The following is a 25,970-nucleotide window of genomic DNA, read 5'->3' as shown; positions in this document are numbered from 1 at the left end:
CGTCACGTCACCAGCGCAATCGCGATGGGCATGGTGATGACGGCGAGCGCCGTCTGCAAGGTCAGGATTTCCGCAACCAGCGGGGCATCTCCGCCCATTTGCCGCGCGAGCAGATAGGCGCTTGACGCGGTCGGCACCGAGGCGCAGCAGACGACAATCGCGAGGTTCGTTCCCGACAGTCCGAAAGCCAGCCCGAGCGAGATTGCGAAAATCGGCATCAGGACAAGCTTCAGCGCACATGACAGCAGCGCCGGCGCGTCGGGCCGCAGCACGCCCTTGAGTTGCAGTCCCGCGCCGACAACGAGAAGGCCGATGGCGAGCGAGGAGCGGCCGAGCGCATCGATGAATTCATCGATCCATGTCGGAAGCTTGAGGCCAATCAGGTTGGCGGCCAGCCCGAGCGCGCAGGCCCAGATGAAGGGATTTTGCGCAATCGTGAGCAGAATGCGCCCCCATGACAGCCGCGTCGGCGCGGCGTAATGCGCCAGCACCCAGACCGACAGCACGTTCAGGATGGGAATCATCGCCACCATCGCCACGGAGGCGAGGGTGAGCCCGATATCGCCATAGAGATTTCCGGCGACGGCCAGTGCGACATAGGTCTGCCACCGGCAGGAGCACTGAAAGATCGAGGTGAACGATGGGCCGCTGACCCCAAGCCGCTTCATCAGGACCGGCCGCAATGCCAGACAGAGCGTTGCCATCAGCAGCACCGCGATCAGCAGCGCGCCCCCGACACCGAACAGCGGAACCTCGGAAAGTTTCGCGCGGCTCAGCGTCCGAAACAGCAGCGCGGGGAACAGAACGTAGTAGACGAGCTGCTCGGTGCCGACCCAGTGGGATTCTTCCTTCACGAGAACGCGGCGGAGAACGAAACCCATCACGATCAGCAGGAAGATCGGCACGATAGCCGTAACAATCGTTAGCATCGATCAAAGGTCTCCGGCCGCCTTGCGCAATGTCGCGAGCCGGTCCAGCGCGCCTTGCAGAATGAAGATTGCCGCGTGTTCGTCGATCACCTTGGCGCGCTTGGCGCGGCTCATGTCCATGTCGATCAGTTCGCGTTCGACGGCGACAGTGGACAGCCGTTCGTCCCACAGGCCGATGGCAAGATCCGTGAGCTTCGCGAAATTCCGGGCAAAGGCGCGTGTCGATTGCGCGCGCGGGCCCTCGCTGCCGTCCATGTTGATCGGCAGACCCAGGATGAAGCCCACGACATTGCGCTCGGCGGACAGGCTGAGCAGCCGTTTGGCGTCGGCGGTGAAGGTCTTGCGCTGAATGGTCTCGATGCCGGTCGCCAGTTTGCGATCCGGGTCGGACACCGCAACGCCGATGGTTTTGGTGCCGAGGTCGAGCCCGATCAGGGCTCCTCGTGCAGGCCAGAGGGCGGCGGCCTCGATCAGCGGGTGGATGGATGCAGGCATGGCTTCGCTTATCACGCGAGGTGCTTGCGTTGCAAAGCCTCAGGCAGGCGTCCGGGATCAGCCGGCTTAGGCGTTCTGCTTAACGCGTCGCTTCGGGGCTGTGCCGACCGAGGCCATGAGCGTACGCAGCGCCAGCACCGGAGGCGAGACTTCACCTTTCCGCCAGATCAGCGGCGTGACGATATCGCTTTGGGCGCGGGGGATGGGGTTACGGCGCACGCGTGTCAGCGGCATGGCGTCGAGCACGGCCTCCGGCATCAGGGCAATCCCTGCGCCTGCCGCGACGCAGGCGACGATCGCGTGATACGAACTTAAGTCCAGCACCCGTGAGGTGGTCAGGCTGTCGCGCCTGAGCCAGCGCTGCAGGACGCGGCGATAGGCGCAGCCGTCGGGGAAGGCGATCAGGCTCTGTCCTTCGGCATCGCGCGCGTTTCTGATCGGCTCGTGGTCAAGACTTGAGATCACCATCAATCGCTCGCGAAACACCGGCAGATGGGAAAGCGTCCGCGACGAGGGAGGTTCGGCGATGAACGCGGCATCAAGCCGCCGTTCGGTCACCGCATTGACCAGGGCATCGTTGGTGCCGGTTGTGAGTTCGAGGCGCACATCGGGATAGCGGCGGTGAAACTCGGCGAGCACAGCGGGGAGGCGGCTGGCGGTTGTGCTTTCCAGCGATCCCAGTTTCAGCAAGCCTTGAGGCGCGGTGCCGGAGACAACATGGCGCGCCTCTTCGGAAAGATCGATCAGCCGCGCGGCATAACCCAGCAACAATTCACCGCTCGGCGACAGGTGCAGGCGCTGCCGGTTGCGGTGGAACAGCGGGATGCCCACCGCGCTCTCCAGGTGTTTGATACGCGTGGTGATGTTGGAAGGAACGCGGTGCAGCTTCTGCGCCGCCTTGACGATCCCGCCTTCCTCGACAACCGTCTTGAAGATCTGCAAATCGGCGAAGTTCATCGTTCTGTTCTCCGGTGCGACCGTCGATATTTCCAAATCGAGAACAAGATGTTCTCAATTATTCATTATTCAGGAATTGAAAATCAGCGTACTCTTCTGGGGATTAGATTCAAGCCGCGGCTCCTGGGAACATCAGCCGCGTAATGTTGCCAATCAGGTCCGCCATGTCGTCTACCGCCGCACCCGCTGCTTTTTCCACGCGACCCACAGCCGTCACCGCTGTATGGACCGGGCTGATCGGCCTCGCCGTTGCGATGGGGATTGGCCGCTTCGCCTTCACACCTTTGCTGCCACTGATGCAGCAGGATGCCGGCTTGACCCTGGTGCAAGGAGGCTGGCTCGCGACCGCGAACTACGTAGGTTATCTGGTCGGAGCGGTGATCTGTATTTCCGCACCGCCCGCGCCGGCGCGCGCGATTCAATGGGGCCTGACGTCGATTGCGGTGTTTACGCTCGGCATGGCGGCGACGAACGATTTCTGGCTATGGCTTGTGCTGCGTTTTCTTGCGGGCGCGGCGAGCGCCTTCGTTCTGGTCGGTGTATCCGCTTGGGCGATGCCCATTCTGGTGCATCTGGGCAAGGCGGCATGGTCGGGGCGGGTGTTCTCCGGCGTTGGCGTGGGGATCTGCTTCGCCGGTTTGATCAGCCTTGTCGCGGGCGTGACCGCGTGGGGATCGCGCGCGACGTGGATCGTTCTTGGCGCAACGGCTGCGGTTTTCGCATTCACGTTATGGCGCCGGCTTGCGAATGATGGCGCGCACGCTCCAGCGGCGGTCGGGGCGGGGCATACGCCGCTGTCCGCTCAGGCATGGCTCGCGGCGCTCTGTTATGGCGCTTTCGGTTTCGGCTACATCATTCCTGCGACCTTCCTGCCGGCGCTGGCACGCGAGGTGATCACGAATCCTGCCGTGTTCAGTTGGGTGTGGCCGGTGTTCGGGGCTGCGGCTGCGATATCGACCGCTCTTGCCGCACGCTTTTTTCCGGGACACTCGCCGCGGCGGCTTTGGGCCTACGGGCAATGGGTCTTGGCCATCGGCGTGATCGCGCCGGTGCTGGCGGTCAATCTTTACGTCCTGCTGTTTTCGGCGTTGTGCGTCGGCGGCACGTTCATGGTCATCACCATGGCCGGCGTTCAGGAGGCGCGGCGTCTGGGCGGCACGCAGGCACCGCGGCTGATCGCTGTCTACACCGCCGCGTTCGCCCTCGGGCAAATCATTGGACCTCTCACCGTGAATCTGTTCCACGGTGGTTTGACATGGCCCAGCCTGATCGCAGCGTTTGCGCTGGCGGCAAGCAGTTTTACACTTGGCCTGAGCGCACGTGCCTCGGGCGACGCTGGTTGAAATCCGCAGGAGAGATCGATGCACCAACATCCCGACCGCATGCCGCCCCTCAAGCTGGAGGACATGGACGCCGTTCAGAAGACGGCCGCGGAAGCTTTGATCGCGGGGCCGCGCAAGGCGGTCAAAGGTCCGTTCATTGCCCTGTTGCGCAGCCCGCTATTGATGGACCGGTTGCAGCGTGTGGGTGAGTACATCCGTTTCGACAGCAGCCTGTCACCGAGGATTTCCGAATTCACGATGTGTGTGGTGTCGCGCGCCTGCACCCAGCAGTTCGAATGGTTCACGCATGTCCCTCTGGCCATGAAGGAAGGCACCAGCGCGGAGACCATCGAGGCATTGCGCTGCGGGCGCAGGCCAAACAACATGCATGCCGACGAAGCCCTGGTTTATGACTTCACGCAGGAACTCATGGCCCATCACGGTGTCTGCGATGCCACGTATGCCGCCGCGGTGGAGCGATTCGGGGAACGGGGAGTGATCGATCTCACCGGCCTGATCGGCTATTTCATCACCGTTTCGCTGGTGCTGAATGTCGCGCACACGCCGCCGGAAGTGAAGGATGGCGTGGCCGCCTTGCCGGCGCTGCCTCTATAGGTCCGTGGCATCCGGCAAGCCGCTCGTTTTATTGGCGTATTTCGGCCCCTAAACCGGATTCCACTTTGCCGGAAAATGCTCTATACGGCAGCCTGAATTGGGCCGCCGTCCCTGGAGTCTCCGGAATATGTCAGTCGATGCCGCCACCGTCCGCCGGATTGCGCATCTTGCGCGCATCGCCGTGAAGGAAGACGAAGTTTCCCATCTGCAGGGGGAACTCAACGCGATGCTGGCCTTCGTCGAGCAATTGTCCGAGGTGAACATCGACGGCGTCGAGCCGATGACCTCTGTCACGCCGATGGAGATGAAGAAGCGCGCGGACGTCGTCAGCGACGGCGAGATACCGGACAAGGTCCTCGCCAATGCGCCCGCCACCGAAGATCACTTCTTCCTGGTGCCCAAAGTCGTCGAATAGAACCCGAGGCAAACGCCATGTGCCTGTTGTGCAGCGACGAGAAGGCTTATGCGGCCTATATGACCTATCTCGACGAGATGGAGCGGCAGGGAAAGAATGTCGATCCGGATAAGGCCATCGACGCGGTGATCGACATGCTCGAAGCCGAGGCGGCGCAATCCAAGAAAAACAAGTCTCCCTTTATTTGCGATCCGATTGAAGAATAAATGACCGACCTGACTTCACTGACGCTCGCCGACGCCCGCGAGGGGCTGACGCAGAAATCCTTCACGGCACTGGAACTGACCGACGCGCATCTCGCCGCGATGGAAAAGGCGCGTGTGCTCAACGCTTATGTGCTGGAGACACCGGAGCAGGCGCGCGAACAGGCGCGCGCGGCGGACGCGACGATCGCGAAAGGCGAGGCGAGCCCGCTCGCAGGCATTCCACTCGGGATCAAGGATCTGTTTGCCACCACTGGGGTGCGGGCCACGGCGTGCTCGAAGATTCTCGGCAATTTCATTCCCCAGTACGAATCCACCGTGACCTCTCAGCTCTGGCGCGACGGTGCGGTGATGCTGGGCAAGCTCAACTGCGATGAATTCGCGATGGGGTCGTCCAACGAGACCTCGGCGTTCGGACCGGTGGTCAATCCGTGGCGGCGCGAAGGCTCGGATGCCAGCCTCGTTCCCGGCGGTTCATCGGGCGGTTCGGCGTCGGCGGTGGCGGCGAACCTGTGTCTCGGCGCAACCGGTACTGACACCGGCGGCTCGATCCGCCAGCCGGCGGCGTTTACCGGCATCGTCGGCATCAAGCCGACCTATGGCCGGTGCTCGCGCTGGGGCATCGTGGCGTTCGCGTCGTCGCTGGATCAGGCCGGACCGTTCGCGCGCACGGTGCGCGACACCGCGATCCTGATGCGCTCGATGGCGGGTCACGATCCGAAGGATACGACCTCGGTTGATCGGCCCGTGCCGGATTACGAAGCCGCCATCGGCAAGTCGGTGAAGGGCATGAGAATCGGGATTCCAAAGGAATACCGTCTCGACGGGATGTCCGGCGAAATCGACAAGCTGTGGGCGCAGGGCGCCGACTGGCTGAAGGCCGCGGGCGCCGAGCTGGTCGAGGTCTCGCTGCCGCACACGAAGTATGCGCTGCCGGCTTACTACGTCGTCGCGCCCGCTGAAGCCTCATCCAATCTCGCGCGGTACGATGGCGTGCGCTACGGCGCGCGAGTCAACGGCAAGAACATTGTCGAGATGTACGAGAACACCCGCGCAGAAGGGTTCGGCGCGGAGGTTCGCCGCCGTGTCATGATCGGTACTTACGTGCTCTCGGCCGGATATTATGACGCGTACTATCTGCGCGCGCAGAAGGTCCGAACCCTGATCAAGAAGGACTTCGAGGACGTGTTCGCGAAAGGCGTCCACGCTATCCTGACGCCGGCGACACCATCGGCGGCATTCGGTATCGGCGAGAAGGGCAAGGCCGATCCGATCGAGATGTATCTCAACGACATCTTCACGGTGACCGTGAACATGGCGGGTCTGCCCGGCATCGCAGTACCTGCGGGCACCGACGGGCAGGGGCTGCCGCTCGGCCTGCAACTGATCGGCCGGCCGTTCGATGAAGAGACGCTGTTCTCGCTCGGCGAGGTGATCGAGCAGTCGGCAGGCCACTTCACCGCCAGGAAATGGTGGGCGTGACGCTTTGCGGGCACGGCGGTATGCCGTGCCGCTGCCTTGAATTCACCGTTCTGGTGGCCAATGCCTGATCCGCGGCGGTATGTGTTCATTAACTGCCAGCGGCGATAACGGCCGGTGGGATCGGTGATTATGCGTTGGGTGCGTCCTCTCGCCAATGTTGCGTTCGTGTCCGGCTTGCTGCTGGGCTGCGCGTCGATTCAGAACGCGCCGGTCAATCTCCCGGGATCTGATAATCTCACTGACCGAGGCAATATCGGCTTCGGCGAGACGACGAGTTACGACGACACGGTCGTTGGACTGTCTTTTTCAGGCGGCGGAACCCGCGCCGCCGCGTTTTCCTTCGGCGTGTTGCAGGAGATGGAGCGCATTCCGGTCCGCGGCGCGCAGGGACCGATGATCGACCGGGTCGAGTTTGTCTCTGGCGTCTCGGGAGGCTCCGTTACGGCGGCTTATTATGGTTTGCGGAAGCGGGCTGCTCTTGCCGATTTTCGCGAACGGTTTCTCCTGCGCAACGCTGAGGAGGGACTTCAGACAAATCTCACTCTGGCGACTCTCTCCCGCGCGATCGCTGGCGGCATCAACGACTCGACCGGATTTCCACGCTGGCTCGACGCCAATCTGTTTCAGGGGGCGACATTTCGCGATCTGGGCCTGACCAGCCGGCCGCAGGTCTGGATCAATGCCTCCGATATTTATAACAGGACACCTTTCGTGTTCGGTGCGGTGGCATTCGGCGCCATGTGCAGCAACCTGTCCGAATATCCGCTCGCAAACGCCGTCGCCGCTTCGGCGGCGGTGCCCGTGGCGTTCGCGCCGGTCGTGATCCAGACGTTCCCCGGAAAGTGCAACGAACGTCTGCCGCCGTGGATCGTGCGCGCGCGAGACAATGCCAACGCGCCTCCGATGTTGAACTCATTCGCAAAGGCGATCAGCCGCTACCACGATGGCTCGATGCCTTACATCAAGCTGCTCGATGGCGGCCTTGTCGATAACTACGGCCTGGCAGGCATGACCATCGCGCGGTTGTCGTCGGATACGCCGTATGGCCCGCTGAGCCCGCGACAGGCGGTGAAGCTGCGGCGCGCTCTGATTTTGGTGGTCGACGCCAAGACGGGCCTGTCTGGAAACTGGATCAATACCATTGAGGGGCCGTCCGGGGCGGACCTCGTCAAGGCTGCCGCCGATACGGCTATCGATGCCAGCGTCGCCGGCAGCTTCACCGCATTCACCGCGACCATGACTGATTGGCAGAGCTCGCTGGTGAGGTGGCGCTGCGGATTGTCGGCCGCGGATCGCGCGAAGTACGGCGTAGGTGCGAACTGGAATTGCCGTGATCTCAAATTCTATGTCGGCCGGATCGGGTTCGATCAGCTCGATCAGGCGCGCGCGGCGGATCTTGAACGGGTCCCCACGCGCTTCCATCTGCCGCCCGAGCAGGTCGACAGTGTCATCGAGGCGGGGCGCGACGCGCTGCGGGCGAGCCCGGTTTTCCGCAGTTTCGCAGCGAACCTGTGATCTGATTCGGGGTTTTCTCGCCCGCGCCATCAAGGTAAAAGGCGGCCCATGAACGCACCCGTCAAATCGTCAAAACTCATCAAGGGCGCCACCGGTGACTGGGAAATGGTCATCGGTCTGGAAGTCCATGCCCAGGTGACCTCCAACTCGAAGTTGTTCTCCGGCGCTTCGACCGAATTCGGCGGCGCACCGAACGATCACGTCTCGCTGGTGGACGCGGCGATGCCCGGCATGCTGCCCGTCATCAATGAGGAGTGCGTTGCGCAGGCGGTGCGTACGGGGCTTGGCCTCAAGGCGCAGATCAACCTGAAATCGACCTTCGACCGGAAGAACTACTTCTACCCGGACTTGCCGCAGGGCTACCAGATCAGCCAGTACAAGTCGCCGATCGTCGGCGAGGGTGCGGTGGTCGTCGATCTTCCCGGCGGCGAGAGCGTGACGGTTGGCATCGAGCGGCTGCATCTGGAGCAGGACGCTGGTAAATTGCTGCACGACCAGCATCCGTCCATGTCCTTTGTCGATCTCAACCGTTCAGGCGTTGCCCTGATGGAGATCGTCTCAAAGCCCGACATCCGCTCGGCCGAGGAGGCGCAGGGTTACGTCGCCAAGCTGCGCTCGATCCTGCGCTATCTCGGCACCTGTGACGGCGACATGGAGAAGGGCAACCTGCGCGCGGACGTCAACGTCTCGGTGCGGCGTCCCGGCGAGGGCCTCGGCACCCGCTGCGAGATCAAGAACATGAACTCGATCCGCTTCATCGGGCAGGCGATCCATTACGAAGCCCGCCGCCAGATCGGAATTCTGGAGGACGGCGGCACCATCGACCAAGAGACCCGGCTGTACGATCCGAACAAGGGCGAGACCCGATCGATGCGCTCCAAGGAAGAGGCGCATGACTATCGCTACTTCCCGGACCCCGATCTGCTGCCGCTGGAGTTCACTGCGGACTACGTCGAGGCTTTGAAATCCAAGCTGCCCGAACTGCCGGATGAGAAGCGCGAGCGCTTCATCGCCGAAGTCGGCCTGACACCGTACGATGCCGGCGTTCTGGTCGCCGAGCGCGAGAGTGCGGACTTCTATGAGGCGGTGCTGGCGAGGCTTGCCGACAAGGCGCGCGACGGCAAGCTGGCTGCCAACTGGGTCATCAACGAATTGTTCGGCCGCCTCAACAAGGAAGGGCAGGATATCGCCTCGTCGCCGGTGTCGGCGGAGCAAATGGCCGCGATCATCGCTCTGATCGGAGAAGGAACCATCTCCGGAAAGATAGCGAAGGACCTGTTCGAGATCGTCTGGACCAAGGGCGGCGATCCGAAAGCGCTGGTCGACAGCCTCGGCATGAAGCAGGTGACCGATCTCGGCGCCATCGAGAAGGTGGTGGACGACATCATCGCCGCCAATCCCGACAAGGTGGAGCAGGCGCGCGCCAAACCTCAGCTCATGGGCTGGTTCGTCGGTCAGGTGATGAAGTCATCGGGCGGCAAGGCGAACCCGCAGGCAGTCAACGACCTGCTGAAGGCCAAGCTCGGCATCTGAACATCGTTAATGCGAGTGACATCGTGCGCGCGGCGTCGCTCCCGCGCGCCGTTCCGACGTCTCGTTTTCCGTTTTCGATGTCACGACGAACCCTCGCAACGGTGCCGCAAGACGACGTGAGCGCCTCTCGACGCGGAATCAATTTGCGAATCAGATTCGCAAAAAGGTCGGGAAAAGTTCTCCGGCGCGAGCGATGATCGCGCCAAAACCAAATTTTCCAGAAAATATTTTTGTTGCCAAAATTTACGACTCAGAGTCCGCGAAAGGCGTTTTTCGCGCGCTGCGAAGTTACATGCGGTTTTATTGACGTTATGATGCGTGCTGCTTTGTGATGAAAGAAGCCGCTGCGGCACAGGCATTTCTTTGATGCGCGATGTTTCTTCGCTCGATCGTTTCTTGCCCGCGATGGCGTGCCGTGCGGATGCGTCGCAACGCTTCCGTTTCGTGTTTGCAGCGCGCGCGACGCCTTGTGCGTAAACACTTCCTTAAGCGGGACACTGTTTTTTTGAACGCGTTGGTGTAATCCAGATGAAGTGCATTTCGATTCCCGAGTGCACACAGCGATTAAGCCATCTCACGAACTTAGGAGGGCAACATGGCCAAGAAAGCGAAGAAGGCGAAGAAGGCGAAGTCGGCAGTGAAGAAGACTGCCAAGAAGACCCGCAAGGTCGCCAAGAAGAAGAAGTAAGGCTACGCCTTATGGAATTGCCGGCACATGATGCCGGCACCGTCACAAGAGCCGCCAGACAATCCAGTTCGCGAAAGCGGATTTGAACCGGCGGCTCCGGTCGACGAAAGAGGGTGTCGGCGAGACATCAGGCGAGACGGCCCGGCCAACCGGTCAGGCAGAAGAGTTCAAGAGCTCTTCGTTCGTTGCGGGGGATGACCCCGCAGTTTCCCGGCAAGACTATGCCGGTGAGATCTCAGTCCTGGCGTGTTCACCGACGCCCTCGTTTTTTTGACCCCTACGTATCTGCCGGTTCGGCGCACGCGGTCGCGGTCATCGAAGTTCTCCAAAACAAATTCTGATTGAAGCTTCGGCCGGTGAATGTTCGCATTCGCAAGCGGCGGCCCTGACGTGGCGTCTTCGCGGCCAGAGCCCTGCGATCGCCGATTCGCGATGGGTGAGGGAACGCTCGCGGGAGGACAGCTCGTGCAATGGTTATCGCTTCGCCAAATACCAAGGTGAATCGATCTTCACGAATGCCGATAAACCCCTGCAAATAGCCCGTTTCTCGCAATTCGCCGGGCAGCGGCCCGCCGCATCGTTCACGTTCGATTCATCGCGATGCTTAAACTGCGATTCAAATTTTACGGATCATATGGTGCCAACAAGCCGGCAAACGGCGAACGCGTATTCCGCAGAATTGGCAAACCGGTTTTGCGGAATACGCGCCAACAAAAGCAACAGTCGCATCGAACAGAATACTGACAGGAGCCGCGCTCGCCGCGGCGAGGAATCGGGAGAGCCACATGTTTCAGGGAACGATTGATACCGGCAGCGCACTGCCGATCGAAGCCACGGCGAACGGCGACATCCTGTTCGAGCTCGGCATGATCTATTCGACGGGCCGCAGCGGCCTGATAGACCTGGTCGCCGCGCACAAATGGTTCAATCTCGCCGCGCTCAAGGGCAGGGTGGATGCCATTTCCCTGCGCCAGGAAATCGCAGGCTTGATGTCGGATGTCGAGATCGCAACTGCCCAGCGTGAAGCTCGGGCATGGATGGCGGCGCACTAAGGTGACTCGCTAAGAAGTCCGCCATTTATCGACATTTTCGCGTACTCGTTGCTGTGATTTGTCGCTACGCTTTTGCGATCGGTGATCTGTCACTCGCGCACAGACGTCGCCTTTGAGTCCCGGCTTCGAAGTGTTCCGAAAATTCCGTCTACCCGGCGCGATGTATCTCGCCATTGATGCGAGTTCGCCGGCGGTTCATCTGGTGACGTCGATGATTTGAATGTGGGTGGCGGAGACGGAGGGATTCGAACCCTCGATACCCTTTTCAAGGTATGCTCATTTAGCAAACGAGTGCCTTCAGCCGCTCGGCCACGTCTCCACAGGCTCGATATGCCTTACGCGGTCACGCGCCGCAAGTCGCTGAGGAATTTTCCCCGATTTGGCCCCAATCAGATCCGTTCGGGCCGCTCCTTTCTCTCACTCTATAATGTCTTCGGTTTCCTCAACGCGGTTCCGAGCCGGCCGAAGGCCGCCAAATGCGCTGTGGCAGCCTAAAATGTTGGGGAACACGGATTTAACGGCCGCCCATTTTGCTGGATTTCGCGTGCGACAGAGGCGGGCATGGCTGACTTTTTTTTGTGTCAGCGATTCGACGAATTCACAGCCTCAAGGGGCGCTAGGGCCGTTTGCGCTGCCACATCCGCGTTCCAGCGGAACATTTTGGGGCAACCGCAAAAATACAACGTTTCCAGCCGCTTACAGATGTTCCATGGGGGATTTTGCGTGCTATTTGTGCAACACCTCCCTAAAAACGGCCGGAACAGCACCGTTTCAAGGCGGTCCTTTGTTGCGTGATTACGACTGTTGGGCAATGGTCATCGAAGCGACGGAGGGGGGCATCCCGAGGTCGTCCCGTTTGGGAGTTTCGCTTAAGTCGCTCGCGTTCATGCGGGAGTGTCCGAAGGCGCGAGGCGACCGGGCGGTTAGCGGGGATCAAGGGAACCTACCATGTGGTGTGACTTACACCACCGGCCTGGAACCTTCCCTAGAGAGCAAAACTTGGAGGTTTTATGAGCACCATTAAGAGCCTTATCCTCGGATCGGCTGCGGTTATCGCAGCATCCGCTGGAGCACAGGCAGCCGATCTTCCCGTCAAGGCGAAAGCCGTTCAGTACGTGAAGATCTGCTCCCTTTACGGCGCCGGTTTCTACTACATCCCCGGCACCGACACCTGCATCAAGCTGGGCGGCTACGTCCAGGCTGACGCCAACATCAACGCCGGCAACTACAACAAGCCAGCGTGGGATGAAACCGCAGGCACCGCTGGTGCTGGCGTGTTCGGTACGGGCAGCCGTAACTCGGACTACTTCACCACCCGTTCGCGCGTTCAGCTGAACATCGACACCCGCACCGCCACCGAATACGGCGTTGTTCGTACCTACTGGTCGAGCAACTTCGAGCATTCGACCGGCTTCGGCCCGTCGTCGGGTAACCTGACGATGGACTACGGCTTCATCCAGTTCGCCGGCTTCACCTTCGGTAAGGCCGCTTCGACCTTCCAGACCCCTTGGGCTTCGGTTGGTGCGAACAACAACACCTCGTTCCTCCTGGGCGGTTCGGACAACCTGACCGGCATCACCAAGGCTGCCTACACCTGGCAGTTCGGTAACGGCCTGTCGGCTGAAGTCTCGGTCGAAGACAACAAGGTCATCACCCGCGCTCCGGTGCTGAACGCAAGTGCCTTCCCTGTGGCTGCTCAGTCTGCTGCAACCTTGGCTTATCTCGGCAACGGTACGATCACCGCTGCTCAGAACGGTACCGGTGGTCAGCACGCACCTGACTTCGTCGGCAACATCCGTCTCGACCAGGCGGCCTTCACCGCCCAGTTGTCGGGCGCCGTCCACAACGTTTCGGCCAACTACTATGCTACGCCTGCTGGCGTTATCGGAACCGAGCCTCTCGGTCATCCGGGCGATGCCTGGGGCTGGGCCATCGCTGGCGGTCTGCAGCTGAAGCAGATTCCGACGGGTCCTGGCGACAAGATCTCGTTGGACTTCACCTACTCGGACGGCGCTCCGAAGTACGTGATCGGCGGCGTTACCGCCAACACCTTCGACAAGTTCAGCGGCGACACGAACTTCGCTGGCAGCTACCAGTCGTTCGCGGCTGTCAACCTGTACGATGGTGTTTACACCAACGGCAGCGGCATCGAGAAGACCAAGGTTTGGGGCTTCCGCGGTGGTTACGTTCACAACTGGACCCCGAACTGGGAAACCAGCGTGTTCGGCAGCTACACCAAGGTTGACTACAACAACAACGCCTCGGTTGCGATCTGCAACGCTCGCACGAACTCAGCTGGCGGCGCTGGTAACCAGATCAACGGTTACACCTGTAACCCTGACTTCGCGATCTGGCAGATCGGCACCCGTACCGCCTGGACCCCTGTCCAGAACCTGACGTTCTCGGGCGAATTCATGTACACCATGATCGACCAGTCCAACACCGGTTCGCTGAACGTGACCGTTGCCAATGGCATCGGCGGCTTCAAGCCAATCGGCGTGTACGACTACAAGGACCAGGGCATCTACTCCGGCAGCCTCCGCGTTCGCCGCACCTGGTAATAGCAACCGCCTAACGGCGATTGTTACCTGAACTAAAGAACCCCCGGCAGGAAACTGCCGGGGGTTTTTTGTCGTGCAATCTTCTTTCCCGAACGAGAGGCGATGACAGAGTGCTTGCCAAAACTACCTGTGTCGTCCCCGCGAAAGCGGGGACCCATAACCACCCGACGCCGTGAAGGCGGCAGGATCGCTCCGGCATCACCCACAACCAAGAACTCAGGGCGTATGGGTCCCGGCTTTCGCCGGGACGACGCGAGGGTTATGAAAGACTTCTGTTGTGAAGGCGCGGGCCGTTATGCCCCATCACATCGGGCGCAGAACGCGATGATGCGATCCATCGTTGGCTTGTCTGCCAGCAGGGGCGCATGACCCTGGTCGGCCACCTTGACCAGATCGATGTCCGGCCGCCGGGTGATCATATCCTGCACCCCCTGAGGCGAGAGCAGGTCAGACAATTCCCCATGGATCAGCATCAGTGGAATGCCGGCGAGTTTGTCGAACAGCTCCCAAACCTGCGGCAACGGACTTGCCGGGTCGAGACCATCCAGCGTGCGCGCGATGTTGAGGTCGTAGGTGCGCTCCAGTCCGCCGCCGGCTTTCTCCCGGAACGCGCGGCGCGCCCACGCCATCCAGTCGGCGTCGGTGAGCGAGGGAAACACGCCGCCGAACAGGTCTCTCATGCCGCGCGCGCCTTCATCCCAAGTCGTTACGGGAGGTGGAGAGGCGAGGTACCCCTTGATCTTCATCAGACCGCGGATATCGAGCTCCGGGCCGATATCGTTCAGAATCACGCCGGCCAGCAATTGGGGCTGTGCCGCCGCCAGCGCCATGGAGATCAGGCCGCCACGGGATGTGCCGAGCATGATCGTGCGCGATATCCCCAGCGAGGTCGCCATGGTCAGCACGTCACCCAGTTCGACAGGGACCGAATACTTGGCCGGGTCCGTATCGTAGTCCGACAGACCCCGTCCGCGCAGATCGATGGCCACCACCTTGCGTGGTGTTCCGGGATTGGTGGCCAGAGCGATCGCGATCTCATTGAAGTCGTCGGTGGTGCGTGTCAGGCCCGGCACGCAAAACACAGGCAATGCGGCGCTGTTATCGGGGCCGATGACCTTGGCATGGAGTTTCAGCCCGTCGGCTGACTGGCAGAAGACGTCGCGAAATTGTGCGGACATAACGTTCCTTGCGAACAGGCGTGATGCAGCCGAGCCACCGGAGGCTGGCGGTCTATTGGGCCGAAAGTTTTCTTGAGATGGGTCACCGGGTCAAGCCCGGTGATGAATCCGGCAGAGAACTGCGGGCAATTACGCCTCAATCATTCCGCACCCGCACCGCGGCGCAAGTCCGCCTCGATCAGCAGCTTGCTGCCGCCGCCAAACCGTGCGCGGTAAACCTGCAGGTTCTCCATGATGCGCTGAACGTAATTGCGGGTTTCGGAGAACGGAATCTGCTCGACCCAATCCACTGCGTCCACCTTGGGATCGCGGGGATCGCCGTAACGCTCGATCCATTTGCGCACGCTGCCGCGCCCGGCATTGTAGCCGGCGAAGGTCATGATGTAGGAGCCGCGATAATCTTCGATCAGGCCGCCGAGTTCGGCGGCGCCAAACGCCGCATTGTAGGCGGAATCGGTTTTCAGCCTGGCGAGATCGAATGTCGCGCCGTGCCGTTTGGCGACGTATTTGCCGGCGGCAGGCGTGACCTGCATCAGGCCATAAGCCTGCGCTGGTGACACCACAGAGGGATTGAACGCGCTTTCCTGCCGGGCGATGGCGTAAACGATCGCCTTCTCAACCTCAGGCCCGAAATCCTTGTAGGGCGGGATTCCGATCACCGGATAGGCGTAATGGTCGAACGGCATGCCGCGGTTCAACGCAGCCTTGCCGACGAGCAGCATGCCTCGCGCGTCGTTGTGACGCTGGGTCAGTTCGCAAAGCGCGAGCAGGCCGTCCATGTCGGCGCGCTCGCCCATATCGGCGAGGATGGGGATGGCGATCTCGCGCTCATCCAGGGCGTAAAGAAGCTCGACGGCACGAACGACCTCCAGCCGCTCTCCGCCACGCGAACGGCCGGGCACGCCGTTCAGTGCGATCTGCGGCAGCCCAAGCTTCGCGCGGGCGAGCTGGCCGTAATAGCTGGTCGATTGCGCCGCGGCTGATTCATAGGCGTTGCGCGCCTCCTGCGGGCGCCCGGCGGCTTCCGCCGCGCGGCCCTGCCAGTAACCGGCGCGGGCCAGCGCCGTCGGATTGACGCTGCCGACCCCGATGCGCGCAAAGTGCTGGGCTGCGAGATTCGGATCGTTGAGAAACCTCAGTGCGATCCAGCCGGCGGTGAATTCCGATTCCGTTTTGTAAATATCGCGCGCGGGCAGCGATGCATCGCGTGCGACAGCATAGGCGAGGCGAGGCTCATTGGTGTCGAGCAGTTTGCGCGCCAACAGACGCCGCTCGATCCACCACTCGTCTGCATTCACCAGCCGTGCCGGATCGCGGGGCGCTGCTTGCATGGCGCGTGCGGCTTCCTGGAATTTGTCCTCGCGCCGCAGCCATTGTGCCTTGCTGAAAAGATACAGCGGGTCGTTGTGCAGGTCGCTTGGTACCGCATCGAGCAGGGCCTTCGCATTCGAGGCCTTTTTGTTGAGGGCGATACGCGCCTTTGCCAGCGCGATATGGCCGCTGCCGAGCCGTCTGGCGGAGCGCAACGCGGCTTCCGCGTTGTCGCCGCTATACAGCAGCATATCCATCCGGATCTTGATGTCGCCGGGAGTCAGCAGCGTGCCGAACCGCTCAAACGCGGTGTCTTCGGTGTCAGACGAGAATGGATCGCCGCGCCACGCTTCGCGCACCAGCCGTTCGGCACTTGCGCGATCGCCGCGGGCCAGCAGCGCGCGGGCGAGCATGAACCGGCCCTTGGCGGAGATCGGCTGTTCGCCATTGAAGAACGCGAGGACGGTGGAATCGTCGCGCTTGTCGTCCCATAAAGCTGCTTCGCCGCGGCGGCGCAGGAACGTCACGCTGGGCCAACTCGGATTTTCCGCAATGAAGTCGCGATAACGTTCGACAGGCGCACCATTGTCGTCGCTGCGCAGGATCAGCCATTCGGAAAGCTTGCGCGCAACGGGGTCGGAGAGCGAAGCCTGAAGCTGCGTGGCATCGGCCGGCTTCCGTTTACGCACGAGATCAATGATCTGCTCGAGCGTATCCATGTCGGCCTTTGACGTGGACGATGTGCTCGACAGCGCCAGCGCCACCGACGGCTTTCGGGGCGGCGCAGGGCGCGCGGCCAGAGCTTTCGGCGCAGGCGCGGCCGGCGTGGCTGTTGCAGAAGCCGAGGCCTTTTGCTGATCCGGTTTTGCCGGAGCGGCCTGCGGCGCCTGGCGGGAGATCGGCCGGGGCTTCGGCAGCGGAACGGCGGACGCGGCATATGAAACCAGCGCAATCGCGCCAGCGCCGAAGAGTGCAGCACTCCAGCGCAACAGCCGGGCTGATCCCGCAGATGAAGGAGCAAATGGCATCACGGGCGGCCTATGCGGCGAATCATTCAAGACCTTCGCCTTCAGGTGTAGTTCATTGAATATGTGGACAAAACACCAAATGTGTTAGAACAGGCACAATGCCGCAACACCGCGGCAAAATAGCGGCTGATACGGGGCGTTCCTGGCTCCGGGGCGGTCGATATTGTCCGGGACTTTCATCGCGTTCCGGGACTCGGTATCAATCATTAATCGCAGCGTGCGAAGCGTTCGGAGACAGAGCAATGGCCACCAAGACGAATTTCAGGGGGTCCCTTACCGCCTTGGTTACGCCGTTCAAAAACGGTGCATTGGACGAGGGCGGGCTGCGCGCGCTCGTGAACTGGCAGATCGAGCAGGGATCGCACGGTCTGGTTCCGGTTGGAACCACCGGTGAAAGCCCGACCCTGAGCCACGAAGAGCACAACAAGGTCACCGAGTGGTGCGTCGCGGAGGCGAAGGGGCGCGTTCCGGTTATCGCCGGCGCCGGCTCGAACTCGACGCGGGAAGCTGTGGCTCTGGCGAAGCACGCCGAGAAGGCGGGCGCCGATGCCGTGCTGGTGGTGACGCCCTACTACAACAAGCCGACGCAGGAGGGGATGTATCATCACTTCAAGGCGGTGAACGACGCGATCGGGATTCCGATCATCATCTACAACATTCCGCCGCGTTCGGTCGTCGATCTGTCGGTCGAGACCATGACAAGGCTGTTTGAGCTGAAGAACATCGCCGGCGTGAAGGATGCCACCGCCAATCTCGCACGCGTGTCGCAGCAGCGCCACGCCATGGGGCCAGATTTCATCCAGCTCTCGGGTGAGGACATGACCGCGCTCGCCTATATGGCGGCGGGCGGGCACGGCTGCATTTCCGTCGTCGCCAACGTGGCGCCCAAACAGTGCGCCGACCTGATGGTCGCCGTGTTGAAGGGAGACTATGCGGCCGCGCTCAAGATCCAGGACCGGCTGACACCGCTGCACGACGCAATCTTCAAGGAGCCGGGTCTTGCGGGCGCCAAGCATGGCCTCAAGCTGCTGGGCCGCGTGCATGAAGAGGTGCGCCTGCCGCTGGTGCCGGTCACGCCGCCGACCGGCAAGGTCATTCATGACGCGATGGTGTATGCCGGATTGCTCAACTGACGATCTTGGAAAGGGAATGAGCCGATGCTTGAGGAGTTCAAGAAATTTGCCCTGAAAGGCAACGTCGTCGATCTCGCGGTCGGCGTCATCATCGGCGCGGCGTTCGGAGCCATCGTTAACTCTCTGGTGGCGGACATCATCATGCCGATCATCGGCGCGGTGACAGGCGGGCTCGATTTCTCGAATTACTTCACTGGCCTGTCCAAGTCGGTCACGGCAACCAACCTGGCTGACGCCAAGAAACAGGGCGCGGTGCTGGCATGGGGCAGTTTCCTCACGTTGACGCTGAACTTCATTATCGTCGCATTCGTCCTGTTTCTGGTCATCCGTCTGATGAACCAGTTGAAGGCGAAGCAGGAAGCGGCGCCCGAACCTGCGGCCATGAGCAAGGACCAGCAGCTGCTGACCGAAATCCGCGATCTTCTGAAAGCGAAATAAATCACTATCTGTCACCAGCAGACATTCTGACGGGGCAAGCTCTCAGCGCCGTCAGCCGTACTGAAGGATTGCGTGTTCACGCGAGCCGTATTTTTCGCGTGTATGCGCACCGAGGCACCTGATGGCCGAGAAAAAAGAACCCACGATCAAGGTCATCGCCGAGAACCGCAAGGCGCGGTTCAATTACGCCATCGAGGACACCGTCGAGGCGGGCATCGTGCTGACCGGCACCGAGGTCAAGTCGACGCGTAACGGCAAGACCACGATTGCGGAGTCCTATGCGGATTCCAAGGACGGCGAAATCTGGCTCGTCAACGCCAACATCCCGGAATATCTGCAAGCCAACCGCTTCAACCATGAACCGAAGCGGGACCGCAAACTGCTGCTGCACAAGAAGCAGATCAACAAGCTGATCGGTGCGATCGAGCGCGAGGGAATGACGCTCATTCCGCTCAAGATGTATTTCAACGAGCGCGGCAAGGTGAAGCTTCAACTGGCTCTCGCGAAGGGCAAGAAGCTGCACGATAAACGCGACACCGAGAAGAAGCGTGACTGGGCGCGCGAGAAGGGCCGCTTGCTGAGAGCACGAGGTTAACGCCGAAAGGGCTAATGTTCTCGGATAGCTCAGCTTCGAGGATGCAAAGGATACTGCGATGAATCAGCCGAACTTGATGGATGTGGACTGGAGCAAGATCCCGGCGCCTGTCGACGACGGCGCGGCGCAGCATCTGATCGGCATGAAAATGCCGCCAGTTGTGCTGCCGGCCACCGATGGATCATCGGTCAAGCTGGCATCGCTGCCGAGGCGGGTGGTGCTGTTCGCCTATCCGCGCACGGGAGAGCCCGGCAAGATCAGCCTCGTCGATGACTGGGACATGATCCCCGGCGCGCGCGGCTGCACGCCGCAGACGTGTGCCTTCCGCGATCTGTTCAAGGATCTGAAAGATGCGGGCGCCCAGCACGTGTTCGGGGTTTCCACGCAGGACAGTGCCTATCAGCGCGACATGGTCGAGCGGCTGCATGTGCCGTTTCAGGTTCTGTCGGATAGCGATCTTGAGTTGACCCGCGCGCTGAAGCTGCCGTCGATGGACGTCGCCGGACTGACGCTGATCAAGCGGCTTGCGATGATCGTCGACGACGCGACGATCACTCACGTGTTCTATCCGGTGTTTCCGCCGGACCGGAATGCGGGTGATGTGCTGGCCTGGCTGCAGGCCAATCCGCGCTAGCCCAGATAGTTCTGCACGCTGGCAAACACCGCCCTGAACATCTGGGGCGTGAGAACGCCTGTGTTCGTGTTGTAGCGGGAGCAGTGATAGCTGTCGAACAGCCGAAGAGAGCCAGTCTGATGCTGCGCGCCGTGGGCGAAGGGCGCATCCGCTGCGCGAACGCCGAGCGTCTTCAACGTCGTATCATGTGCCACACGGCCGAGCATGACGACTGCACGCAGGCGCGGCATCTCGTCCAGCGTTGCATTGAAGAATGGGCGGCACGTCTTGATTTCAGCAGGCAGGGGTTTGTTCTGCGGCGGCACGCAGCGCACCGCATTGGTGATGCGGCAATCCATCAGCGTCAGCCCGTCGTCGGGGCGCGCCTCGTATGAACCCTGCGCAAAACCGGTATCGAGCAGCGTCGCGTAAAGAAGGTCGCCGGCAAAATCCCCTGTAAAGGGCCTTCCCGTGCGGTTGGCACCCTGAAGACCGGGCGCGAGCCCTACGATCAGAAGCTGTGCGTCGATCGGTCCAAAAGAGTAAACGGGTGCGTTAAACCAATGCGGGTGCTGCGCGCGGTTGGCTTCACGATAGTCTTTCAGGCGGGGGCAGAGCGGGCAATCCGGGCCGGGTTCGTTCGACTGCCCTGAAACAGAAGAGGAAGGGCCGGCGCTACTGCGCCGGCTCTCCTTGGTTTTCTGCTCAATCGTCGAATTCGTCATCGCCCCTTGGCGCCATTGAGCTGGTCGTCGCCCGCTGCAGGAATTGCGGCGTGTGCTGACGAGGTTCGCGCGGTTCGCGAGGAGCAGGGCGCTCGCTCGGGTCGCGGCCAAGCTTTGCTTGTAGCTGGACCAGATCAGTAAAGACATCCGCCTGGCGGCGCAATTCGTCTGCGATCATCGGGGGCTGGCTGGCGATTGTGGAAACGACCGTCACGCGAACGCCGCGGCGCTGCACGGCCTCGACCAGCGAGCGGAAATCGCCGTCGCCCGAGAACAGCACCATCTGGTCGATGTTTTCAGCCAGCTCCATGGCATCGACGGCAAGTTCGATGTCCATGTTGCCCTTGACCTTGCGGCGTCCGGAGGCGTCGATGAATTCCTTCGTTGCCTTGGTCACGACCGTATAGCCATTGTAATCGAGCCAATCGATCAGCGGACGGATCGACGAGTATTCCTGATCCTCGATGATGGCCGTGTAGTAGAATGCCCGAACGAGAGTGCCACGACTCTGAAATTCAAGGAGCAGCCGCTTATAATCTATGTCGAAACCAAGGGTCTTCGCTGTTGCGTAAAGGTTTGCACCGTCAATAAACAGCGCGATCTTGTTCGTGGCAGAAGGCATCAGTTTTTACTCGCATCGTTGTTATCGCATGTATTCTTGGCGCGTATCCATCACCGCGCATTCCCATTCAATTCAGTTGTTATTCGCTAGAAGGTTTAGAGAGGATAAAGGACGCAAATATTCCGCGCGGCTGAAGCAGCGGCGCAGATCGCCGTACACCGTGATGAAGCAATGAAGCGATTTCTTGTCCATGGGACTATTTGACCCTCAGCTATGCTCTGGCGGGGCCCTTCCGGCAACGGCGATTTACGGACCAATCCGAAAAACATGCTTGCGAAAAGGCGCTGGTCGCTATACCTAGCGCGCATAGCGACATATTCTCAGATCCAGACCCGGAGCGGCAGCCGATGGCGCGCGTCACTGTTGAAGATTGTATCGATAAGGTCGACAACCGGTTCGACCTCGTATTGCTGGCCGCACACCGTGCGCGGATGATTTCCTCAGGGTCGCCCCTGACCATCGACCGGGATAATGACAAGAATCCAGTGGTTTCGCTACGTGAAATCGCTGATACGACCATTTCTCCCGAGGATTTGCGGGAAGAACTGGTCCATTCCCTGCAGAAATTCGTCGAAGTGGACGAGCCGGAACCCGATACAGTGCCGCTGATCGGCTCCGCCGGCGCCTCCGTTGACGCCGACGACACCGAAGTGGCCGTCGAGCGCATGACGGAAGAAGAGCTTTTGAAGGGTCTGGAAGGCCTTGCTCCGCCTGAGGAGCAGCCCGAGGAAGACGAATAAGGTCGTCCATCGGACCGGCTTTCCAGCGTTCTTCACTGTTTTTCCCAAAGGCCCGGGCAGATTGTCCGGGCCTTTGCATTTATTGATATTTTTAGTGTCTTCCTTGCGATTATCGGCGAGCGGGCGATATTGTGAATGGCGGTTCCTTTTCGAGGGCCGCCAATAAGGCAGGCAAGCAGAATGGCGATCTGGCGGCGAAATCAGCCCCAAATGCAAGCGGCGACCGAAGCGGCGGCGACGGCCCCGGCTGAGCCCCCGCCGCTGCCGGCCAAAAAGCCCGTCCGGACCAAAATGATGCGCCAGTACGACCTGGTGGACCGGGTCCGCGCCTATAATCCGAACACCGACGAAGACCTGCTCAACCGGGCCTATGTCTACGCCATGATGGCTCATGGCGAGCAGAAGCGCGCCTCTGGCGACCCTTACTTTTCGCATCCTCTTGAGGTCGCCGCGATCCTCACCAACCTGAAGCTGGACGACGCCACAATTGTCGCGGCGCTGCTTCACGACACCATCGAAGATACCGAATCGACCCGCGCCGAGATCGACCAGATGTTCGGCTCCGAAATCGGTGCGCTGGTGGATGGGCTGACCAAGCTGAAGCGGCTCGAACTGGTGTCGCGCGAAGCGAAGCAGGCCGAGAACCTGCGCAAGCTGCTGCTGGCGATCGCCGACGATGTGCGCGTGTTGCTCATCAAGCTCGCTGACCGCTTGCACAACATGCGCACGCTGGAATTCGTGCCCCCGGCGTCGCGGCACAGGATTGCGGAAGAGACCCTCGATATCTATGCGCCGCTCGCCGGCCGCATGGGTATGCAGGAAATGCGCGAGGAGCTGGAAGACCTCGCGTTCAAGGTGATCGATCCCGAGGCGCACGCCGTCGTGGTGCAGCGCCTGGATGCGCTTGAGGAGCGCGACCGCAATCTGATCGGCGAAATTGAAGCCCAGCTTTCCGCCAAGCTCGCCAAGAACGGCGTGAATGCGCAAGTGAAGGGGCGGCGCAAGCAGCCGTTCTCGATCTGGATGAAGATGGAGCGCAAATCCGTCGGCTTCGAACAGTTGTCCGACATCTTCGGATTCCGCATCATCGTCAACAGCATCGCGGAAGTCTATCGCACCGTCGGCATCGTGCATACGACGTGGCCGGTGGTGCCCGGACGGTTCAAGGATTACATCTCGACGCCCAAGCAGAATGATTATCGTTCGATCCACACCACGGTGATCGGTCCCGGCAAACAGCGCGTCGAACTGCAAATCCGCACCGAGGAGATGAACCGGGTCAACGAGTACGGTATCGCGGCTCACGCCATCTACAAGGATGGCGTCGGCTCTCCCACCGAGCGGCTCAAGCTGGAGTCGAACGCGTTCGCGTGGCTGCGCCACACCGTCGAGGTTCTGTCGGAAAGCGCCAACCCGGAAGAATTCCTTGAACACACCAAGATGGAGCTATTCCACGATCAGGTGTTCTGCTTCACGCCGAAGGGAAAGCTGATCGCGCTGCCGCGTCATGCCAATGTGATCGACTTCGCCTACGCAGTGCACACCGATGTCGGCAACAGCGCCGTCGGCTGCAAGATCAACGGCAAGTTCGCGCCGCTGTCGTCGGAATTGCAGAACGGCGACGAAGTGGAAGTCCTCACGTCGCAGGCGCAGTCGGCGCCGCCGACGGCATGGGAATCTCTCGCGGTCACCGGCAAAGCCAAGGCCGCGATCCGCCGCGCCACCCGCACCGCCGTGCGCGATCAGTATGCGGGTCTCGGCCGGCGTATTGTCGAGCGCCTGTTTATGCGAGCCAAGATCGTCTACGCCGACGACAAGCTGAAGGGCGCGCTTCCGCGCCTTGCGCGGTCATCCATCGACGACGTGATGGCGGCGGTGGGACGCGGTGAGATGAAGGCGTCGGACGTCGCGCGCGCGATGTATCCTGACTACAAGGAAGAGGCGCGCCTCAGCGGCAAGAAAACCGCGGGCGCCAAGCCCAAACCGTCAGGCGACGCAAAGGCGTCGAATGCAATTCCGATCCGCGGCATCAATAGCGATCTGCCGGTGAAGTTCGCGCCGAACGGCGGCGCCGTGCCGGGCGACCGGATCGTCGGCATCGTGACGCCGGGTGAGGGCATTACGATCTATCCGATCCAGTCGCCCGCACTGAAGGATTTCGAGGAGGAGCCGGAACGATGGCTCGACGTCCGGTGGGACACCGACGAAGCAACGCCGCGGCGCTTTCCGGCGCGGCTGCACGTGCAGAACGTCAACGAGCCGGGCAGTCTTGCGCAAGTCGCGTCGGTGATCGCGGAACATGACGGCAACATCGACAACATCAGCATGAGCCGCCGCTCTCCTGATTTCACAGAGCTCACCATCGATCTTGAGGTCTATGACCTGAAACATTTGAACGGTATTATCGCTCAGCTTCGCGCCAAGGCGGTCGTCGCCAGCGTCGACCGCATCAACGGCTAACCGCATCACTTCAGGTTTTCCATGCCCGCAATTCCGCCGCTTCGTCTCGGGGTCAATGTCGATCACGTCGCGACCCTGCGCAACGCGCGCGGCGGACGCACGCCGGATCCGGTACGCGCTGCGCTACTCGCGATCGAAGCGGGCGCAGACGGCATCACCGCGCATCTGCGCGAGGATCGCCGCCATATCCGCGATGACGACATGGCGCGGCTGAAGGCCGAAATCTCCAAGCCGCTGAACTTTGAAATGGCCGCAACGGCCGAGATGCTGCAAATCGCGCTCGCGACAAAGCCGCATGCGGCATGCCTCGTGCCGGAACGGCGCACGGAAGTGACGACTGAGGGCGGACTGGATGTGGTGGGGCAGCGCGATGCGCTTGGTCCTTTCATCGCGCGGCTGACCGACGCCGGTATTCGCGTGTCCTTGTTCATTGCTGCCGATCCGGCCCAGATCGAAATGGCCGCCAAATTGAAGTCGCCTGTGATCGAGATCCACGTCGGCGCTTGGTGCGACGCCGTGGTCGAGGGGCAGAAACAAAAAGCCGAAGCCGAATGGCAGCGCATCGTCACCGGCGCCAGGCTCGCTCAGTCTGCGGGGCTTGAAGTCCATGCCGGGCATGGCCTCGATTACGTCACGGCGGAAACCATTTCCGCGCTGCCGGAGATCGTCGAACTCAACATCGGGCATTTCATGATGGGGGAGGCGATGTTCGTCGGCCTGCCGCAAACCGTTCGCGATATGCGCGCGGCGATGGACCGCGGGAGAAAGTCGCTCCGGGGTCATGTGAGATCATGATCATCGGCATCGGGTCGGACGTCATCGACATCACGCGCATCGAGAAGGTGATCGGACGTCACGGCGACCGGTTTATCGACCGGATTTTCACAGAGGCTGAGCGGGCCAAGGCGGAGCGGCGCTCCAAGATGCCCAAACTGATCTGGGCGACCTACGCCAAGCGGTTCGCTGCCAAGGAGGCCTGCTCGAAAGCGCTGGGCACCGGCATCCGGCGCGGGGTGTGGTGGCGGGACATGGGGGTGGTCAACCTGCCGGGCGGCCGTCCGACCATGAAACTGACCGGCGGAGCCCTGGCGCGGCTCGAATCCCTGCTTCCCCCGGGGCATGAGGCCCGGATTGACCTCACAATTACCGATGACTGGCCGCTCGCGCAGGCGTTTGTCATCATTTCGGCCGTCCCGGCCGCCAAGGTCTGAGCCTCCTGGGGGCACGGTTCCGAATTGCTCAAAAATCTAAAATTCATTGAACTGTCAGATGATTAGCAAGTTTTCATGAGCCCGTTGATTGCACCCCTTGCGACAACGGTCTAAAACCCGCGCGGGTGATTTGGGCGGCGTCTTCGCCT

At 61.3% G+C, this 25,970-nt stretch carries 24 protein-coding genes and 1 tRNA gene; 17 read left to right on the top strand and 8 right to left on the bottom strand.

What is annotated here, in order from left to right:
• Positions 1-2 precede the first annotated feature (2 nt).
• The 3 genes from HMPREF9695_RS10890 to HMPREF9695_RS10880 form a co-directional block, all read right to left on the bottom strand.
• Positions 3-929 (bottom strand): AEC family transporter, encoded by a 927-nt coding sequence (locus HMPREF9695_RS10890; RefSeq protein WP_006020908.1) that lies wholly within the window; start codon positions 927-929, stop codon positions 3-5.
• 3 nt (positions 930-932) lie between these two features.
• Positions 933-1,424 (bottom strand): Holliday junction resolvase RuvX, encoded by a 492-nt coding sequence (ruvX, locus tag HMPREF9695_RS10885; protein ID WP_006020907.1) that lies wholly within the window; start codon positions 1,422-1,424, stop codon positions 933-935.
• A gap of 66 nt (positions 1,425-1,490) precedes the next feature.
• Entirely contained in the window at positions 1,491-2,381 is an 891-nt protein-coding gene (locus HMPREF9695_RS10880) for a LysR family transcriptional regulator (RefSeq protein ID WP_006020906.1), read from the bottom strand.
• 164 nt (positions 2,382-2,545) lie between these two features.
• On the opposite strand from HMPREF9695_RS10880, the gene HMPREF9695_RS10875 reads away from it, so the two are divergent.
• The 8 genes from HMPREF9695_RS10875 to HMPREF9695_RS10840 all read left to right on the top strand — a co-directional run bounded on the left by HMPREF9695_RS10875 (position 2,546) and on the right by HMPREF9695_RS10840 (position 11,206).
• Positions 2,546-3,724 (top strand): YbfB/YjiJ family MFS transporter, encoded by a 1,179-nt coding sequence (locus tag HMPREF9695_RS10875; protein WP_006020905.1) that lies wholly within the window; start codon positions 2,546-2,548, stop codon positions 3,722-3,724.
• 63 nt (positions 3,725-3,787) lie between these two features.
• Positions 3,788-4,318: a carboxymuconolactone decarboxylase family protein gene (locus HMPREF9695_RS10870; RefSeq protein ID WP_244434518.1), complete on the top strand. Its 531-nt coding sequence runs from the start codon at positions 3,788-3,790 to the stop codon at positions 4,316-4,318.
• A gap of 127 nt (positions 4,319-4,445) precedes the next feature.
• Complete coding sequence (gene gatC / locus HMPREF9695_RS10865) at positions 4,446-4,733, top strand: Asp-tRNA(Asn)/Glu-tRNA(Gln) amidotransferase subunit GatC (protein WP_006020903.1); 288 nt, start codon at positions 4,446-4,448, stop codon at positions 4,731-4,733.
• Positions 4,734-4,750: 17 nt separating this feature from the next.
• Positions 4,751-4,939 (top strand): hypothetical protein, encoded by a 189-nt coding sequence (locus tag HMPREF9695_RS10860; protein WP_006020902.1) that lies wholly within the window; start codon positions 4,751-4,753, stop codon positions 4,937-4,939.
• Positions 4,940-6,418 (top strand): Asp-tRNA(Asn)/Glu-tRNA(Gln) amidotransferase subunit GatA, encoded by a 1,479-nt coding sequence (gatA, locus tag HMPREF9695_RS10855; protein ID WP_006020901.1) that lies wholly within the window; start codon positions 4,940-4,942, stop codon positions 6,416-6,418.
• A 129-nt stretch (positions 6,419-6,547) separates the two neighbouring features.
• Positions 6,548-7,933: a patatin-like phospholipase family protein gene (locus tag HMPREF9695_RS10850; RefSeq protein WP_006020900.1), complete on the top strand. Its 1,386-nt coding sequence runs from the start codon at positions 6,548-6,550 to the stop codon at positions 7,931-7,933.
• Between the two features lie 48 nt (positions 7,934-7,981).
• The gene (gene gatB, locus HMPREF9695_RS10845) at positions 7,982-9,466 is read left to right on the top strand and encodes an Asp-tRNA(Asn)/Glu-tRNA(Gln) amidotransferase subunit GatB (protein WP_006020899.1); all 1,485 of its coding nucleotides are present in this window, start codon (positions 7,982-7,984) and stop codon (positions 9,464-9,466) included.
• 1,473 nt (positions 9,467-10,939) lie between these two features.
• Entirely contained in the window at positions 10,940-11,206 is a 267-nt protein-coding gene (locus HMPREF9695_RS10840; RefSeq protein ID WP_006020897.1) for an SEL1-like repeat protein, read from the top strand.
• Between the two features lie 227 nt (positions 11,207-11,433).
• On the opposite strand, the gene HMPREF9695_RS10835 is transcribed toward HMPREF9695_RS10840, so the two are convergent.
• Positions 11,434-11,525, bottom strand: a tRNA-Ser gene (locus HMPREF9695_RS10835).
• Between the two features lie 691 nt (positions 11,526-12,216).
• On the opposite strand from HMPREF9695_RS10835, the gene HMPREF9695_RS10830 reads away from it, so the two are divergent.
• Positions 12,217-13,767 carry a porin gene (locus HMPREF9695_RS10830; protein ID WP_006020895.1) on the top strand — a complete coding sequence of 517 codons (1,551 nt, stop codon included), beginning with the start codon at positions 12,217-12,219 and terminating at the stop codon, positions 13,765-13,767.
• A 293-nt stretch (positions 13,768-14,060) separates the two neighbouring features.
• Here the strand turns inward: HMPREF9695_RS10830 and HMPREF9695_RS10825 are convergent, their stop codons facing one another.
• Both HMPREF9695_RS10825 and HMPREF9695_RS10820 read right to left on the bottom strand, forming a co-directional pair.
• Positions 14,061-14,945, bottom strand: a complete 885-nt coding sequence (locus HMPREF9695_RS10825; protein ID WP_006020894.1) for an alpha/beta fold hydrolase — start codon at positions 14,943-14,945, stop codon at positions 14,061-14,063.
• A gap of 140 nt (positions 14,946-15,085) precedes the next feature.
• Positions 15,086-17,284 (bottom strand): lytic transglycosylase domain-containing protein, encoded by a 2,199-nt coding sequence (locus HMPREF9695_RS10820; RefSeq protein ID WP_006020893.1) that lies wholly within the window; start codon positions 17,282-17,284, stop codon positions 15,086-15,088.
• A 242-nt stretch (positions 17,285-17,526) separates the two neighbouring features.
• Between HMPREF9695_RS10820 and dapA the strand changes: the two genes are divergently transcribed.
• The 4 genes from dapA to HMPREF9695_RS10800 all read left to right on the top strand — a co-directional run bounded on the left by dapA (position 17,527) and on the right by HMPREF9695_RS10800 (position 20,084).
• Positions 17,527-18,417 (top strand): 4-hydroxy-tetrahydrodipicolinate synthase, encoded by an 891-nt coding sequence (dapA, locus tag HMPREF9695_RS10815; RefSeq protein WP_006020892.1) that lies wholly within the window; start codon positions 17,527-17,529, stop codon positions 18,415-18,417.
• A 24-nt stretch (positions 18,418-18,441) separates the two neighbouring features.
• Entirely contained in the window at positions 18,442-18,855 is a 414-nt protein-coding gene (gene mscL / locus HMPREF9695_RS10810; RefSeq protein ID WP_006020891.1) for a large conductance mechanosensitive channel protein MscL, read from the top strand.
• 121 nt (positions 18,856-18,976) lie between these two features.
• Positions 18,977-19,450 carry an SsrA-binding protein SmpB gene (smpB, locus tag HMPREF9695_RS10805; protein ID WP_006020890.1) on the top strand — a complete coding sequence of 158 codons (474 nt, stop codon included), beginning with the start codon at positions 18,977-18,979 and terminating at the stop codon, positions 19,448-19,450.
• 58 nt (positions 19,451-19,508) lie between these two features.
• Positions 19,509-20,084: a peroxiredoxin gene (locus HMPREF9695_RS10800; RefSeq protein ID WP_006020889.1), complete on the top strand. Its 576-nt coding sequence runs from the start codon at positions 19,509-19,511 to the stop codon at positions 20,082-20,084.
• Here HMPREF9695_RS10800 and HMPREF9695_RS10795 read toward each other — a convergent pair.
• Together HMPREF9695_RS10795 and HMPREF9695_RS10790 are read right to left on the bottom strand one after the other, a co-directional pair.
• Positions 20,081-20,788 (bottom strand): uracil-DNA glycosylase, encoded by a 708-nt coding sequence (locus tag HMPREF9695_RS10795; protein ID WP_006020888.1) that lies wholly within the window; start codon positions 20,786-20,788, stop codon positions 20,081-20,083. The two genes, HMPREF9695_RS10800 and HMPREF9695_RS10795, sit on opposite strands and share 4 nt — an antisense overlap.
• On the bottom strand, positions 20,769-21,410 hold the full coding sequence (locus HMPREF9695_RS10790) for a LabA-like NYN domain-containing protein (RefSeq protein ID WP_006020887.1): 642 nt from the start codon (positions 21,408-21,410) through the stop codon (positions 20,769-20,771). Before HMPREF9695_RS10790 ends, HMPREF9695_RS10795 begins: the two co-directional genes overlap by 20 nt.
• 347 nt (positions 21,411-21,757) lie before the next feature.
• On the opposite strand from HMPREF9695_RS10790, the gene rpoZ reads away from it, so the two are divergent.
• The 4 genes from rpoZ to acpS all read left to right on the top strand — a co-directional run bounded on the left by rpoZ (position 21,758) and on the right by acpS (position 25,821).
• The gene (gene rpoZ, locus HMPREF9695_RS10785; protein ID WP_006020886.1) at positions 21,758-22,150 is read left to right on the top strand and encodes a DNA-directed RNA polymerase subunit omega; all 393 of its coding nucleotides are present in this window, start codon (positions 21,758-21,760) and stop codon (positions 22,148-22,150) included.
• A 210-nt stretch (positions 22,151-22,360) separates the two neighbouring features.
• Positions 22,361-24,610 carry a RelA/SpoT family protein gene (locus HMPREF9695_RS10780; protein ID WP_041711683.1) on the top strand — a complete coding sequence of 750 codons (2,250 nt, stop codon included), beginning with the start codon at positions 22,361-22,363 and terminating at the stop codon, positions 24,608-24,610.
• A 21-nt stretch (positions 24,611-24,631) separates the two neighbouring features.
• Positions 24,632-25,405, top strand: coding sequence for a pyridoxine 5'-phosphate synthase (locus HMPREF9695_RS10775; protein WP_006020884.1), 774 nt, complete (start codon positions 24,632-24,634; stop codon positions 25,403-25,405).
• A complete protein-coding gene (gene acpS / locus HMPREF9695_RS10770) occupies positions 25,402-25,821 on the top strand; it encodes a holo-ACP synthase (RefSeq protein ID WP_006020883.1) in 420 nt (139 codons plus the stop codon). The genes HMPREF9695_RS10775 and acpS overlap by 4 nt, the downstream gene beginning before the upstream one ends.
• Positions 25,822-25,970: the final 149 nt, after the last annotated feature.

The sequence above is a fragment of the Afipia broomeae ATCC 49717 genome (assembly GCF_000314675.2).
Classification (GTDB): domain Bacteria; phylum Pseudomonadota; class Alphaproteobacteria; order Rhizobiales; family Xanthobacteraceae; genus Afipia; species Afipia broomeae.
Note: the sequence above shows the minus strand (reverse complement) of the source record. Positions and strands in the feature narration are given on the sequence as shown.